A 15,234-nucleotide genomic window follows, 5' to 3' on the forward strand; every position below is an offset into this window, starting at 1 on the left:
GACGATGAGCTTTCTCGACGAGAAGATCTGGACCGGATCGGTGTTCAGCGGTGACTGGGGCGCGTCGGCCGCCGGCGAGCTGAGCGTGGTCGAGCCGGCCACCGGCATCGAGCTCGGCCGGACCGGTCTCGCCGGCCCCACCGAGATCGGATCCGCCGCCGCGGCGGCGGCCGAAGCGCAGGCGGCCTGGGCCGAGACCTCCTTCGAGGAGCGGGCCGCGGTGCTCCGCAACGCCGGCCGTCTCTTCGAGGAACACGCGGCCGAGATCGAGGAATGGATCGTCCGCGAGACCGGAGCGATCCCGCCCAAGGCGGCGCTGGAGACCCACATCGCCGCGCAGGAGTGTTACGAGGCGGCCGCGCTCGCCTCGCACACGACCGGCGAGATCCTGCCCACGGCCAAGAAACGGCTCAGCCTCGCCCGGCGGATCCCCGTCGGTGTCGTCGGCGTGATCTCACCGTTCAACTTCCCGCTGATCCTCGGCATCCGGTCGGTCGCCCCCGCGCTCGCCCTGGGCAACGCCGTCATCCTCAAGCCGGACCCGCGTACGGCCGTCTCCGGTGGCGTGGTCCTCGCCCGCGTCTTCGAGGAGGCCGGGCTGCCCCCCGGCGTGTTCCACATGCTGCCCGGCCGCGCCGACGCCGGTGAGGCACTGGTCACCGACCCGCACGTGCGGGTCATCTCCTTCACCGGCTCCACCGCCGCGGGCCGCAAGGTCGGCGAGCTGGCCGGACGCCTCCTCAAGCGCGCCCACCTGGAGCTCGGCGGCAACTCGGCGCTGATCGTCCTGGACGACGCGGACCTGGACCTGGCCGTGTCCGCCGCCGCGTTCGGGTCGTTCATGCACCAGGGCCAGATCTGCATGACCACCGGGCGCCACCTGGTGCACGAGAGCCTGGCCGGTGAGTTCACCGAACGGCTGGCCGCCAAGGCCGACGCCCTGCCGGTCGGCGACCCCGCGGTCGAGCCCGTCGCGCTGGGCCCGATCATCGACGCGCACCAGTTGGAGAAGGTGCACGCCGTGGTGACCGCCAGCGTCGAGGCGGGCGCCAGGCTGGCGGCCGGCGGCACGTACGAGAACCTGTACTACCGGCCGACCGTCCTGGCCGACGTCACCCCGGACAGCCCGGCGTACACCACGGAGATCTTCGGCCCGGTAGCGCCGGTCAGCGTCTTCTCCTCCTTCGACGACGCCGCCGACCTGGCCCGGAGCACGGACTACGGCCTGTCGCTCGGCATCCTCAGCCGCGACGTCATGAAGGCACTGGACCTGGCCGGCCGCATCCCCTCGGGCATCGTGCACATCAACGACCAGACCGTGGACGACGAGGCCACGGCCCCGTTCGGCGGAGTCGGCATCTCGGGCACCGGCGGCCGCGCCGGCGGTCCGGCGGCCAACATCGAGGCCTTCACCGAGACCCAGTGGGTGACCATGCAGGGCGACATCGCCCCGTACCCGTTCTAGCCGAGGGGGGCGACCCCCTGGAACCCCGGTGTGGGGGACTCCGCCCCCCACGCCCCCCGCGGGCTGGGGTCGGAGAGTGGCTTCCCGTCGGGCAGGATGGCGGGGTGGCAGGGACCTTCGACTGGGCGGCCTTCGAGGGCGCGTTGACGGATGCGCTGGTGCGGGCCGTTCGGTCGGCGATCGCCGAGCACCCTGGCGAACGGTTCTACGCCGCCGCGCTGGACCACATCTACCGCGAGACCGATGGCCGGATCGCGCTCCCCTGTCTCGGGATGAACACCGTCGAGGCGTTGGCGTCGCTTCCCGCACGGGAACAGGCGGATCTGCGGTGGAGCGCCGCCGACTGGGATCACTACAGCGACGTGTGGCTTCCCGGTGATCTGGACCGGGACTGGGAGCGGGCACTCACCGCGGAGGCCTGCCGGGGAACGACCCGCCAGTGGGCGTCGACGTTCCGCAGGTACCTCGGGATGCTCGTCCGCGTGTGCAGGCGGGCGCGGGCGAGCCTTCGTTCGAGCGGGCTCACCGACCGGGACTTCGTGGTGCTGCTTCTCGATGACGAGTACCACGAGACGCTGGTGAGGCGCGTCCTTCCCAGAAGCGAGGTGAGCCGGCACTTCCCCGGGTTCGACGAGCGGGCGGCCGAGCTCGCGCGGGTCGCCCTGCTTCCGCCGGCCGAGCGGGCCGCGTTCCACGCGTCACGGCTGGGGGTGTTCAGCGGCCCGATCGGCAGCGAAGAGGCCGCGTCGGCGCTGCGTGATCTCGGCCCGGCGGCGTTTCCCGTCCTGATCGCCATGCTCGCCGCCGAGGACCGGGTGGGGAAGGCCGCCAAGCTGCTCGCCGACATAGGCCGGCCCGACGATCGCGTCGTACGGGCGCTGGATGACGCGCTGACACGATGTGAAGGGCCCGACCAGTCGTGGGTGGCCCGAGCGCTGTCTCGCCTCGGCCGGCTGGACCTCGTGCTCGATCAGACCGACCGTCTTCCCGAGGCGGTCGTGATCGGCGCCGTCGTCGCACCGTTCACCGGCTTCCGCGACTCCGCGGTCGCCCCGCCGCGACTCGACTACCGGTCCCTGGAGGGCTTCGTCGAGCGCCGGCCGGCGTACGTCCCCGCGCTGGCTGAGGAGCTCAAGCCCGGCCGGGGGTACTGCGGCATCACCGTCGAGGAGGTGCCCGAGGCGATCCGCGGGCTGACCTCGAAACACGTCATCATCCGCCGGCACGCGGTCTGCGTACTCGGCGAACGCGGTCTCGGTGCGGCCGTCGCCCGGCGGGTCCTGCCGCTACTCGGCCAGGTCGTCACCCGGGACGAGGACGCGAGCGTACGCCGGCTGGCGATCCTGTCCCTGCTGTGGTGGCAGAAGGACTCCCGCCGGTACGCCGACGTGGTCCGCGCGGCACTGGACGACCCCGCCGAACAGGTCCGCGAGACCGCTGCGAGTTGGCTCCGGCAACAGCCGGTCGGCCGGGTCGGCACCTGAACGAGATCAGTGTCAGGCGGGCTTTCGGTGCATGCGGTAGTGGAGGACGAGGAACGGGATCCCGAAGACCCAGAAGGAGTGCTCGGCCCGCAGTTCGTCACCTTCCACATGGACGTCGAGCTGTTCGGCGAAGCCGTGGACCGCCAGGGCGGTGAGGTCTCTGGTGTCCGGGTCGACGTAGGTCAGGTAGTGGCCGGGCTGGTCGAGGCCGCTGCGGCTGGTCAGGACCAGGCCGCCACCGGGGCGAGCGCGCGGGAGCAGGGTCGCGGTGAAGTTGGCCTGGGGGACCGGGAAGCCGACGCTGACGTACCCGCGGCCCTCGTGGCGGTAGGTGTAGATGCCCACGTAGATCGGCTCGTCGTTGTCGGCGTACGACCGGATCCAGCCACGGATCTGCACGTCGCCGTCCTGTCCGGGGGCGATGGTGTCGATACGGCCCCGGACGCCCCGCAGTGCCTCTCGCTGGTTCATCGGCAGGCTGGCCTGACCGAGAGGGCGGGCGACCAGCGTCCGGTACACCAAGCGGTACGACGAGGTGAGCTCTTCGGGGCGGACCCGCTCGGCCAGCAGGCTCACCTGCGGGTCGCGGAACAGCAGCGACGACAGCACCCGGTAGGTGAGCACCGTGGTGGTGGCCACCACCGGCGCCGGCGCGGACCGGAGCGAGAGCCCCAGGCCGACCGCGGCGCCGACCAGCGGCCCCAGCGCCACCTTCTGCGGCCGCAGGCCCATGGCACCGACGGCGGTACCGGTCACCGCTCCCACCGCGACCGCATCGCCGCCAGTGAGAAGCTCCACGGCGCGTGGTACGGGGCTCGTCCGGCTCGGCGCTCTGCCTCGCCCGGGTGACCAGGGCGTTCGTTCCTAGGAGCCGAGCTCGGGAAGGTTCTGGGCCAGCGGTACGAACTCGGCAACGGACAGCAGCCCGTCGTGATCGACGTCGTACTCGGCGAACAGTGCCTTGACGATCCCCGAAAGGTCGTTCACCTCGGCCGCCGGAAACATCCCCGCGATCGCCTCGGTCACCTCGTCCACGGTGAGCCGACCGTCCCCGTCGGTGTCGTACCGAGCGAATACCGCCTCGTACTGATCGGACATGATTTCCTTCCACCAAAGACACCAGAGCCACCAAAGGCCCCTGATCGTAACCGCTCCACGACCGCGTGGCCGCCGTCCGCCGAGCTCAGGAGCCCAGGTAACGGAGTACGGCGAGGACCCGCCGGCTGTAGCCGCCGTCCCGGGGGAGCCTGAGCTTGTCGAAGATGGCGTTGATGTGCTTTTCGACCGCGCTACGTGAGACGTGCAGCCGGCCGGCGATCGCGAGGTTGGTGTGACCCTGTGCCATCTCGGCGAGCACGTCGCGTTCGCGGGCGGTGAGGTCGTTCAGGGGGTCGACGTGCGTCGTGCGGGCGAGGAGCTGCCGGACCACCTCGGGGTCGAAGGCGGCGCCGCCGGAGCCGACGCGTTCGAGGGCGTCCAGGAACTCCTGGACCTGGGCGACCCGGTCCTTGAGCAGGTAGCCGACGCCCCGGGAGTGGGTGGAGAGAAGGTCGGTGGCATAGCGCTTCTCGACGTACTGCGAGAGTACGAGGACGCCGACGCCCGGGTGACGCCGCCGGATGTCCAGCGCCGCGCGCAGGCCCTCGTCGGTGTGGGTGGGTGGCATGCGAACGTCGACCACCGCCACGTCCGGCGGGTCGGCCGCGACCGCGGTGAGCAGCGCCTCGGCGTCGGCCGTGGCGGCGATGACCTCGTGCCCCTCCTCGGCGAGCAGCCGTACGAGTCCCTCGCGCAGCAGGGTGGAGTCCTCGGCCAGGATCACGCGCACGGCAGCTCCGCGGTCACGACGGTCGGGCCGCCGGCCGGGCTGGACACGCGGAAACGCCCGTCCAGGGCCGCGACCCGGCGGGCGAGCCCGGACAGGCCGCCCCCACCGGGATCGGCGCCGCCCGCTCCGTCATCGGTGATCATCACGATCACCAGGGTGCCCCGCCGGAGGATCGAGACGTCGATCAGGGTGGCGCCCGAGTGCTTGGCCGCGTTGGTCACCGCCTCCCGTACGGTGAAGTAGGCCGCCGTCTCGACCTGCTTGATCGGCCGGTCGGGCAGGTCACAGTGGACCCGCACCGGAACGGCGCACCGTTCGGCGACCGTGGCGAGGGCGTCACGCAGACCCAGGTCGTCCAGCGCCGCCGGATAGACGCGCCAGGCGATGTCCCGCAGTTCCTCCAGCGCCCGCCGCGATTCCTCGTGGGCCTGCCGGAGCAGGTCACGCGACTCGTTGCGCCGCGCCCGTCCGAGCAGCATGCCCAGGGCCACCAGGCGCTGCTGGAGGCCGTCGTGCAGATCCCGTTCGATTCGCCGGCGTTCGGCGTCCACGGCCGCCACGATCCCGGCCCGGCTGGCGGACAGTTCGGCGATACGCGCGCGCATCAACGCCCGCTCGTCCGGCCCGAGGAACCGGCGGACGAGCCCGCGTTCGAACGCGGCCACCGCCGCCAGCCCGGCCAGGTCCAGGAAGAGCAAGACGGTCGCGGCGGCGAAGAGATAGACGAGGATCGGCCAGGTCGGGGCGATGCCGTCCGGCCGTCCGCCGTAGAGCCAGCCGGCCAGCACCGCGACCGTCGTCACCGCGCCGTAGAGCAGCAGGAACAGCACCCCGCCGCCGAGCAGGCCCACCGGCCAGCGCACCGCCAGGTAGGCGAGCACCCGGCGATCGCCCGCCTCCCCGTTCTCGCCCGCGCCGAGCAGCGCGGTCAGGCGCGTGCGCTCGATCCGTACGAGCCGCCGGGCGGCGGCCGTGACGAAGTGGGGCGGGGTGCGGCGGACCAGGAGGACCGGACCCGTCAGGAGCAGGAAGACCAGCTCGGCGGTGGAGGTCAGCGCCCCCAGCGCCACGCCGACGGCGAGGCGGACGCCGCCCGCGCCGTGCCGGACGAACCGCGTCACGACCGGTGCCGTGCGCCGGAGCGCGTCAGCCGGGCCACCACGAAGTAGCCGGCGGCCAGCACGGCCACGATCAAAACTGCCTTCGACGCCAATCCGCCGTACTCCTCCACAAGCCGCCAGTTGTCGCCCAGCCAGTATCCGGCCATCACGAAGGCCGTGTTCCAGATCAGGCTGCCCAGTGCGGTGAGACCCGCGAACGTCAGGACCGGCATCCGCTCGATGCCCGCTGGAATGGAGATCAGACTGCGCAGGACCGGGACCATACGGGCCAGGAACACCGTCTTGCCGCCATGCCGCGCGAACCAGGCCTCCGCCCGGTCGATCTCGTGCGGCCTGACCAGCGGGATACGTGCGGCGATCGACCGGGTCCGTTCGCGGCCGAGCAGGGCGCCCGCGTAGTAGACCACCAGCGATCCGACGACCGAGCCGACGGTGGCCCAGACGATCGCCGCGACGACGCTCATCCGGCCTTGGCCCGCGGTGAATCCCGCGATCGGCAGGACCACCTCACTGGGCACGAAGGGAAAGACCGTGTCGATCCCGTTGGCCAGGCCCGTCCCGGGTGCTCCGAGGGATTCCATGATGTGGGCGGCCCAGCCGGCGATTCCGCCGGCCGGCTCCGCTCCGCTCGCTTCGATCATGCAGGTAACGCTAGGAATCGGCGGTGTCACGGCGCCATGAGGAAGCCCGCCGACTCAGGGTGTGGAAAACCGCAGTACGGCGGGCATCACACCGCGCGCGGCCCGACGTCCGTGCCACCGCAGTCGATCTCGCTCGCGATCGCGGCGGTGCCCACCTTGGGCTCCTGAAGGCCGGATAGCGGTGATCTCCGAAGGGCGCCCCGCCCTGTTCCCTGGGCAGGAGGCGGGGCGCCCGGCTCTCGGGCTATCGGAGGGAGAAGGTGCTCACGCGCAGGTCGCCGTGGAAGACCAGATAGACATCGTGGTGACCCTTCGCGCCGTGCAGCGCGGCGGTCGAGGTGGCGTAGGAGTAGACGCCCCCGGTCGGGGCGACCTCGGCGGTGCCGGCGAGCGGGCCGGTGGGGGAGTCCAGCCGGACCTCGACGGTGCCCGCGGCCGTCGCCGCCGTACGTGCGGTGAACGTCGTCGCGCCGGAGCCGAGCGCGACACCGGTGAACCTCACCCAGTCGCCGTCCGCGGCTCCGACCGCGTCGCCACGCGCCTTGGTCTCGTCGACGAGGCGCACGCCCTTGTAGTCGTCGAAGTCGGCCGTACGGGTCGGCCGGGACAGGTCGCGCGCCGGGATGGTCTCGCCCCTGACGGGCAGCGTCGCGCGCTGCCGGATGTCGGCCGACGACGCCCCGGCCATCACGTCATAGGTCCCGCCCTCGACGACGGGACGGTTCCGTGTGACGTCCCAGTGCGCGAGGTCGGCGACGTCGAACCGCAACCGCACCGTCGTGGTCCGGCCCGGCGCCAGGCGCACCCGCTGGAAGGCGCGCAGCTGCCGCAGCGGCTGCTTGTCGCGCGAGGTCCGCTGGTGCGTGTAGAGCTGCACGACCTCGTCGCCCGCGCGCTTCCCCGTGTTGGTCACCGCGACCGACGCGTCGACGTGGCCGCCCGAGGAGGTCACGCGCAGCTTCCCGTAGCGGAACGCGGTGTAGGACAGGCCGTACCCGAACGGGTAGAGCGGGTCGCCCTTGTAGTACAGGTAGGTCCGGTCGGACTTGATGATGTCGTAGTCGAGGATGTCCGGCAGGCCGGCGTCCGAGCGGTACCAGGTCTGGGTCAGGCGCCCGGCGGGGTCGCTGTCGCCGAAGAGCGTGTCGGCGATCGCGTGCCCGGTCTCGGCGCCCGCGTGCGTGGTCCACAGGATCGCCGGGACGTTGTCCTGCTCCCAGTTCAGCGTGGTCGGGTAGCTGTTCTCGACGACGACCACCGTGTGCGGGTTGGCCTTGCGCACCGCCTTGACCAGCGCCTCCTGGCCCTCGGCCAGCGCCATCGTGGTCCGGTCGTGGTCCTCGCGGCCGTTGATGAACGGCATGCTGCCCACCACGACGACCGCGGCGTCGGCGCCCCGAGCCGCGCGAACGGCATCGTCCACGCCACTGGAGACCGTGTCCTTGGCGAAGTGCGCCGCGCCGTCCGCCGTGGTCAGGGTGAGGGTGCCGTCGGTGGCCGCCGCCACGTACTTCTTGTCGCCGAACCACGACTGGTCGGTCTCGTACCCGGCGTACCGGATGACGTACGTGCCGTCGTCCTGCTTTTCCAGCTTGAACTGCTGCTGGACGAACCAGCCGTTCGGCTGGTCCTGGTCGTTGACGAAGTTCGTGAAGTTGTACCCGGCGTACCTGCCGTTGGCGACGCTGCGCAGCGTCAGCACGCCCTGGCCCCAGTCGAACGCGTCGAACTGCGTGGTGGTGTCCGCGCTGGTGGCGCTCTCCTTCAACACCGCACCGGCGCCCGTACCGGCGGTGATGTACCTCCCGGTGGCGACGTCCTTGAGCGCGATCCGGTCCGCGCCCTCGCTGTCGGTCACCGAGCCGCCGGCGCCGAGCCGCTCCCTGATCCCGTCCAGCGGGGTCACCTTGTACGGCAGCGCGCCGGAGTACCAGTCGGTGTAGAGGGTCTTCTCCAGCGGCCCGACGACCGCGACCTTCCTGGTCTTCGCGGCGTCCAGCGGCAGGGCGTGCCCGGAGTTCTTCAGCAGGACGGCGGCCTGGTCCGCGGTCTGCCGGGCCAGCGCCCGGTTGGCCGGGCTGTCGATGACGTCCTTGGTGATCTTCGCGTAGGGCCCGCCGTCGGGGTCGAGGTCGCCGAGCCGGAACCGGATGCTCAGGATGTGCCGCACGGCGGTGTCGACGTCGGATTCCTTGAGGAGCCCCTGCGACAGTGCGGACTTGACGGCGGCCGCGGTCTTCGAGCCGTCGGTGTCGTCCACCGTGAAGCTGTCCAGACCGGCCTTCAGCACCGCCGCGTCGGCCTCCGGCTGGGTGGCGTAGTACGCCTCGCTGCCGGTGAGGTTGTTCGGCGCACCCGCGTCGGTGACGTTCAGCAGGTCCTTGCGCGTCCAGGACCGTACGGCGTCGTTCAGGCTCGGGTCGACCGTGGCGGGCCGTCCGTTGACCAGGTTGTAGGAGGCCATCACGCCGGTCGCGGCGTCCGCGGAGATCGCCGGAGAGAACGCCTTCTCGTCGTACTCGTGGAGTACGCGAGGCCGCAGGTCCGACGACGTCGTGTCGCGGTGCACCTCGTTGTTGTAGCCCAGGTAGTGCTTGAGGACGGGCGCGGCCTTCAGGTACCCGGGGTCGCCGCCCTCCATCCCGGAGCCGTACGCCGTGGAGATCGTCCCGGTGAGGAGCGGGTCCTCCGAGTAGCCCTCCTCGTTGCGGCCCCACCGAGGATCGCGCAGGAGGTTCACGACCGGCGCCCAGAGCTGCACGCCCCAGACGTCGGGGTTGATCGTGTTGTACCCGCGCGCCTCGTCGCCGACCGCCGAGCCGACCCGCTTGACGAGCGCCGGGTCCCAGGTCGAGGCCAGCCCGACGGCCTGCGGGAACACCGTGCCCTTGGCGGTCACGACGGCGCCGCCGTCGTGGACGTCCGTCGACCAGGCGACACCGTGCAGGGCCTCGGTGCCGGTCTTGAACGCCTTGATCCCCAGGCGCGGGATGGCCGGCTCGTACTGGTGGAGCAGCGACACCTTCTCGTCGAGGGTGAGCCGCCCCACCAGGTCGCCGACCCGGGTGTTCAGCGGGAGACGCGGATTCTGGAAGGGATAGGTGCTTTGCGCTCTGGCGGGAACCGCCAGGCCTAACGAGGCCACGAGGGCCGCGGCGGGCAGCAGCGCGAGCCGGGGTCGGGGTTTCACGGCGACGACCTCCTGGTCGAAGAGGGTCCATCGGGGAGTTCGGTGATCTGGTCGCGGTACCAGCCGGCGCTGTCCTTCCAGGTCCGTTCCTGGGTCGCGTAGTCGACGTGGACGATGCCGAACCGCTTGGAGTAGCCGTACGCCCACTCGTAGTTGTCCAGCAGCGACCAGACGAAGTAGCCGCGTACGTCGGCGCCTTCCTCCATCGCCCGCCCGACGGCCGCGAGGTGGTCGCGGAGGTAGTCGATCCGCTGCGGGTCGCGGACCCTTCCGTCGGGGTCGAGCCGGTCGTCGAACGCCGCGCCGTTCTCGGTGATCATCAGCGGGGTGGCGGGGTGCTCGTCGCGCAGCCGCAGCAGCAGCTCGGTCAGGCCGGTGGCGTCGATGCTCCAGCCCATCGCGGTGTACGGGCCCGGCTGCTTGACGAACTCGACGTCGTCGCAGCCCACCCACGGTGAGGCGGCGCCGTCGCCGTGCCCGTCCGCGGTGGCGCGGGGCGCGCCGCCGTCCCAGGTGCGCACCTGCGTCGGTGAGTAGTAGTTCACGCCGAGCACGTCCAGGGGAGCGGCGATCGCGGCCTCGTCACCGTCGTGGACGAAGGCCCAGTCGGTGATCCGTGCGGTGTCCTCCAGCAGGTCCGCCGGGTACGCGCCGTTCAGCATCGGGCCCAGGAAGATCCGGTTGGCCACCGCGTCGACCTTGCGTACGGCCTCGGCGTCGCCGCGTACGTGGTGCAGGTTGAGCGTCACCGAGTGGCGGCCGGGCAGCACCTGGCAGGCCAGGCCGTGGGCGAGGTTGAGATGGTGCGCCGCGGCCAGCGCGGCCGCGGGCTCGGTACGGCCCGGCGCGTGCACGCCCGACGCGTACCCGAGGAAGGCCGAGCACCACGGCTCGTTCAGCGTGGTCCACGTGTGCACCCGGTCGCCGAGGGCGGCACCGACACGCTCGGCGTACTCCGCGAAGCGCAGGGCGGTGTCGCGTACGGCCCAGCCGCCCGCGTCCTCCAGCGACTGGGGCAGGTCCCAGTGGTAAAGCGTGGCCACCGGCGCGATACCGCGTTCGAGCAGCGCGTCGACGAGCCGGGAGTAGAAGTCGATGCCCCGCTGGTCGTGGACGCGCGGCCACGCGATCGAGAACCGGTAGGCCCCCAGACCGAGCGCGCTCATGGTCTCGACGTCCTCGGGCCACCGGTGGTAGTGGTCGGTCGCCACGTCGCCGGTGTCGCCGTTCAACACGCGTCCGGGCGTACGGCTGTAGGTGTCCCAGATCGAGGGCACGCGTCCGTCTTCCTGTGCCGCGCCCTCGATCTGATACGCCGCCGTCGCCGCGCCCCATACGAAGCTCATCGGTCGATTCCCCTCACGGTGATCGCGTTCCCGCCGGCTTCCACCAGCAGGCCGTACTCATGCTCGATCATGGTGCCGCCCTCGGCGGTGGCACCGCGTACGCCGGGTAGCAGCAGCCGCCACGCGGCGGTGCCCTCGGCGACGACCCGGATGACGTCGCCGTCCCGTGTGGTCGTGAAGGTGGCCGCGACCTCACCGCTCGCCGCCGGGATCTCCGTCGTCACCCGCGCGCCGTCGGGCAGCGCGTACGCGTGCAGCGTGACGCCGTCGGCGTAGTCGTAGTCCGGGCGGTCCTCGACCGCGCCGAACGGGATCACCGATCCGGGCCGGGCCAGCAGCGGTACGGACGAGAAGCCGTGCCGCTCGCGCACCCAGCGCCCGCCGGCGACCGGCTCTCCGGTCAGGACGTGCGTCCAGTTGCCCTCTGGCACGTAGTAGGCGATCTCCCCGTCCGCGGAGAAGACCGGTGCGACCAGCAGGTCCCCGCCGAGCATGTACTGCCGTTCGAGATGGGTCACGGCCGGGTCGCCGGGGAACTCCACGACCATCGCCCGCATCATCGGCACCCCCTCGCCGTACGCCTCGCGCGCGGCGGCCTGGAGATAGGGCATGAGCCGCGCCTTGAGGTTGGTGAAGCGCCGCAGGACGTCCACGGCCTCCTCGTCGAACAGCCACGGCACCCGGTAGGAGCCACTGCCGTGCAGCCGGCTGTGCGAGGACAGCAGGCCGAACGCGATCCACCGCTTGAACAGCGCGGGATCCGGCGTGCCCTCGAAGCCGCCGATGTCGTGGCTCCAGTAGCCGAAGCCGGACATGCCGAGTGAGAGACCGCCGCGCAGGCTCTCGGCCATCGCCTCGAAGGTCGACTCGGCGTCGCCGCCCCAGTGCACCGGGAACGCCTGTGTGCCGGCCGTGGCCGCGCGGGCGAACAGCACCGCCTCGCCCTGTCCGCGCCGCTTGCGCAGCAGCTCGAACACGGTCTCGTTGTAGAGGTAGGCGTAGTAGTTGTGCATGCGCTGCGGGTCGGAGCCGTCGAAGTAGGCGACGTCGGTGGGGATGCGCTCGCCGAAGTCACTCTTGAAGCAGTCGACGCCCATGTCGAGCAGTGCCTCGAGCTTGCCGGAGTACCACTCGCGGGCCGCCGGGTCGGTGAAGTCGACCACGGCCAGGCCCGGCTGCCACTTGTCCCACTGCCAGACATCGCCATCCGGCTTCTTGAGCAGGAAGCCGCGTGCCTTCCCCTCGGCGAACAGCTTCGAGCGCTGCGCGATGTAGGGGTTGATCCAGACGCAGATCTTCAGCCCGCGCGCCTTCAGGCGTTCGAGCATGCCGCGCGGGTCGGGAAAGGCACGCGGGTCCCACTCGAAGTCGCACCAGTGGAACTCCCGCATCCAGAACGTGTCGAAGTGGAAGACCGACAGCGGCAGGTCACGCTCGGCCATCCCGTCGATGAAGCTCGTGACCGTCGCCTCGTCGTAGGACGTGGTGAACGACGTGGACAGCCACAGGCCGAACGACCAGGCGGGCAGCCGCGCGGGCCGCCCGGTCAGCGCGGTGTAGCGGCGCAGGATGTCCTTGGGGGTCGGGCCGTAGATGACGAAGTAGTTCAGCGTCTGGCCCTCGACGCTGAACTGCGTCCGCGCGACGGTCTCCGAGGCCACCTCGAACGACACGCGGCCGGGGTGGTTCACGAAGACGCCGTAGCCGGCGTCGGTGAGGTAGAAGGGGACGTTCTTGTACGCCTGCTCGCTGGCCGTTCCGCCGTCGGCGTTCCAGATGTCGACGCTCTGGCCGTTCTTGACGAGCGGGCCGAAGCGTTCGCCGAGCCCGTAGACGTGCTGGTCGACGCCGAGGTCGAGCTGCTCGCGGATGTGGTGCGCGCCGTCCGCGGTCTCCATGATGGCCGTGCTCTTGGCCCCGTTCGAGGTCAGGACCCGGCCGGCGGCGGAGAACTCCACGCGCCAGTCGCCGGTGCGTGCGACCCGTACGGACAGCGCGCCGGAGGTGAGCACGACGGCCTCGTCGTCGGCCTCGACGACGGCACCGGGATCCTCCTCGTGCAGGGTGAACCGGGGCTCCCGTACCTCCTCGCCCGCGAAGTGCGTGACCGTCACGCCGATGACGTCCGGCATGGGCGAGGAGTAGTCCAGCGTGACCACGGGTCCCTTGAGCAGGTCGCCGCGGTGCCGGATCGCCTGCGTCGGCGCGTACACGCTGAAGGAGCCGGGCGCGGTGGTGACGTCGAGGACCTCGTGCGGGTAGGAGGCCTGAACGCCGTCGCGCAGCATCCAGTAGCCGTCGGTGAACCTCAATCGAGCCCCTTCATTTGACCGAGCCCACGGTGATGCCGCGGGTGAGAGTGCGCTGGAAGATCAGGAAGAAGACGATCGCCGGAATGATGCCGAGCAGGGCGGACGCACTGGTCATCGTGGCGTCCATCATTTTCTGGCCCTGCAGGACACCGAGCGCCACCGGCACGGTCTGGTTCTCGTTGGAGATCAGGAAGACCAGAGGCAGGAAGAACTCGTTCCAGGTCCAGATGAAGAAGAAGACGAACAGCACGCCGAGGGTCGGCCGGCTGATCGGCACGATGATCCGCCACAGGATCCGCAGCCGGCCCGCACCGTCCATCCGTGCCGCCTCGAGGATCTCGCGGGGGAACGCGGACAGCACCGAGGACAGCAGGTATGTGCCGAACGCACTCTGGATGGCGGTGAAGATGATGATCACACTGAGCCTGGTGTCGTACAGGCCGACCTTCTTGGAGAAGAAGTACAGCGGGTAGACCAGGACCTCCTGCGGCATGGTGTTGGCCAGCAGGAAGATCACCATGATGGAGACCCGGCCCCGTACCCGGCCGATGCCCAGCGCGTAGGCGTTCAGCACCGACAGGATGACCGCGAGGACGGCCACCGAGCCGCTGATGATCAGGCTGTTGAGCAGCTTGCCACCGAAGTCGACGCGTTCCCAGAAGTCCTTCAGGCCCTGGAGGTAGAGGCTCTTCGGCGGGCTGAGCGGGCCGTGTGAGGAGTACTCCGCGGGGGACTTGATCGCGTTGAAGGCGATGATGACGAACGGCAGCAGCATCACCACCGCGAGCACGATGAGCGAGACGAGGAGTGCGTACGAACCCGGCGTCCGCCGCCGTACGGTGACGGAAGTCATGAGCCGTCCTCCTCGGCCTTGCTCTGCCGGCGCAGGAGCACCGCGGTCAGCACCACGATGATCAGCGTCATCACGGTGGCGATCGCCGCGCCGTACCCGACCTGGGTCTTTTCGAAGAAGTTCTGCCAGGAGTAGTAGGCGGGCACCCGCGTCGCGTTGCCCGGTCCGCCGTTCGTGAGGATGTAGACCTTGTCGAAGCTCTTGAGCGCGGCGACGCTGCAGATCAGCAGCACGACGTACAGCTCGGGGCGGATCTGCGGGATCGTGATGTACCAGAACCGCCGCCACCACGAGGCACCGTCGATCTCCGCGGCCTCGTAGAGCGAGGGATCGACGCGCTGAAGGCCGGCCATGAAGACGATGAGCGGAAAGCCGATCTGGACCCAGACCATGACGCCCATCACGGTGTAGAGCGCCAGCTTCGGGTCGCCCAGCCAGTCCTCGCGCAGCGAGCCGAGACCGACCTTCTTCAACGTCTCGTTGAGCGCGCCGTTGTCGGGGGCGAGCATCCAGGACCACACGATCCCGGCCACCGCGAACGGCAGCACCTGGGGCAGGTAGATGCACGCGCGCAGGATCGAGGCCGTACGCGGACCGAACCGCTTGGCGATGATGTCGAACAGCACCGCGGCCAGGACCAGGCCGATCGCCGCCGGGATGATGGCCATCGCGATGACCAGGGCGATGTTGTGTTCGAAGGAGGCCCAGAACTCGCCGTCGGACAGCAGCCGGGTGTAGTTCTCCAGGCCGATCCACTGCGGCCTTCCGATGCCGTCCCAGCGGGTGAGGCTGATGCCGATGTTCATCAGGAACGGCACCAGGATGATGGCGACGAACAGCACGCCACTGGGGACGAGGTAGACCGCGTAGGTCATCTCACGTCGGCGACGCACGACGGGCTTTCGCTTCGTCTCCGTCGCCGGCACGCTCAAGGTCTGGGTCATGGGTGCTTCTCCGGGTGCGGGGTACGGGCCGCGCGCCCGTACCCCGCGGT

At 70.5% G+C, this 15,234-nt stretch carries 12 protein-coding genes; 2 read left to right on the forward strand and 10 right to left on the reverse strand.

Translation table 11 applies throughout. From position 1 onward, the window contains the following. The first annotated feature begins 4 nt into the window (after positions 1–4). Together FB559_RS24915 and FB559_RS24920 are read left to right on the forward strand one after the other, a co-directional pair. The gene (locus FB559_RS24915; protein ID WP_141958147.1) at positions 5–1,465 is read left to right on the forward strand and encodes a benzaldehyde dehydrogenase; all 1,461 of its coding nucleotides are present in this window, start codon (positions 5–7) and stop codon (positions 1,463–1,465) included. 104 nt (positions 1,466–1,569) lie between these two features. Further along, positions 1,570–2,949, forward strand: coding sequence for a DUF4303 domain-containing protein (locus tag FB559_RS24920; RefSeq protein ID WP_141958149.1), 1,380 nt, complete (start codon positions 1,570–1,572; stop codon positions 2,947–2,949). 12 nt (positions 2,950–2,961) lie between these two features. Here the strand turns inward: FB559_RS24920 and FB559_RS24925 are convergent, their stop codons facing one another. From FB559_RS24925 to FB559_RS24970, 10 genes are all read right to left on the reverse strand, one after another. After that, positions 2,962–3,747, reverse strand: a complete 786-nt coding sequence (locus tag FB559_RS24925; RefSeq protein WP_185792386.1) for a hypothetical protein — start codon at positions 3,745–3,747, stop codon at positions 2,962–2,964. A 66-nt stretch (positions 3,748–3,813) separates the two neighbouring features. Further along, positions 3,814–4,047, reverse strand: a complete 234-nt coding sequence (locus FB559_RS24930) for an EF-hand domain-containing protein (RefSeq protein WP_141958152.1) — start codon at positions 4,045–4,047, stop codon at positions 3,814–3,816. A gap of 85 nt (positions 4,048–4,132) precedes the next feature. Continuing rightward, positions 4,133–4,777: a response regulator transcription factor gene (locus tag FB559_RS24935; RefSeq protein ID WP_185792387.1), complete on the reverse strand. Its 645-nt coding sequence runs from the start codon at positions 4,775–4,777 to the stop codon at positions 4,133–4,135. Then, the gene (locus FB559_RS24940; protein WP_141958153.1) at positions 4,768–5,898 is read right to left on the reverse strand and encodes a sensor histidine kinase; all 1,131 of its coding nucleotides are present in this window, start codon (positions 5,896–5,898) and stop codon (positions 4,768–4,770) included. Before FB559_RS24940 ends, FB559_RS24935 begins: the two co-directional genes overlap by 10 nt. Continuing rightward, positions 5,895–6,539, reverse strand: a complete 645-nt coding sequence (locus FB559_RS24945; protein ID WP_141958155.1) for a DedA family protein — start codon at positions 6,537–6,539, stop codon at positions 5,895–5,897. Before FB559_RS24945 ends, FB559_RS24940 begins: the two co-directional genes overlap by 4 nt. Before the next feature lie 244 nt (positions 6,540–6,783). Next, positions 6,784–9,729, reverse strand: coding sequence for a glycoside hydrolase family 3 protein (locus FB559_RS24950; RefSeq protein WP_141958156.1), 2,946 nt, complete (start codon positions 9,727–9,729; stop codon positions 6,784–6,786). Beyond that, a complete protein-coding gene (locus FB559_RS24955; RefSeq protein WP_141958158.1) occupies positions 9,726–11,075 on the reverse strand; it encodes a GH1 family beta-glucosidase in 1,350 nt (449 codons plus the stop codon). Before FB559_RS24955 ends, FB559_RS24950 begins: the two co-directional genes overlap by 4 nt. Then, the gene (gene yicI, locus FB559_RS24960) at positions 11,072–13,387 is read right to left on the reverse strand and encodes an alpha-xylosidase (RefSeq protein WP_141958160.1); all 2,316 of its coding nucleotides are present in this window, start codon (positions 13,385–13,387) and stop codon (positions 11,072–11,074) included. Before yicI ends, FB559_RS24955 begins: the two co-directional genes overlap by 4 nt. A gap of 10 nt (positions 13,388–13,397) precedes the next feature. Then, positions 13,398–14,240 carry a carbohydrate ABC transporter permease gene (locus tag FB559_RS24965; RefSeq protein WP_141958162.1) on the reverse strand — a complete coding sequence of 281 codons (843 nt, stop codon included), beginning with the start codon at positions 14,238–14,240 and terminating at the stop codon, positions 13,398–13,400. Further along, positions 14,237–15,184, reverse strand: coding sequence for a carbohydrate ABC transporter permease (locus FB559_RS24970; RefSeq protein ID WP_141958164.1), 948 nt, complete (start codon positions 15,182–15,184; stop codon positions 14,237–14,239). Before FB559_RS24970 ends, FB559_RS24965 begins: the two co-directional genes overlap by 4 nt. Between the last annotated feature and the right edge of the window lie 50 nt (positions 15,185–15,234).

This window comes from Actinoallomurus bryophytorum, from assembly GCF_006716425.1.
Classification (GTDB): Bacteria; Actinomycetota; Actinomycetes; order Streptosporangiales; family Streptosporangiaceae; genus Actinoallomurus; species Actinoallomurus bryophytorum.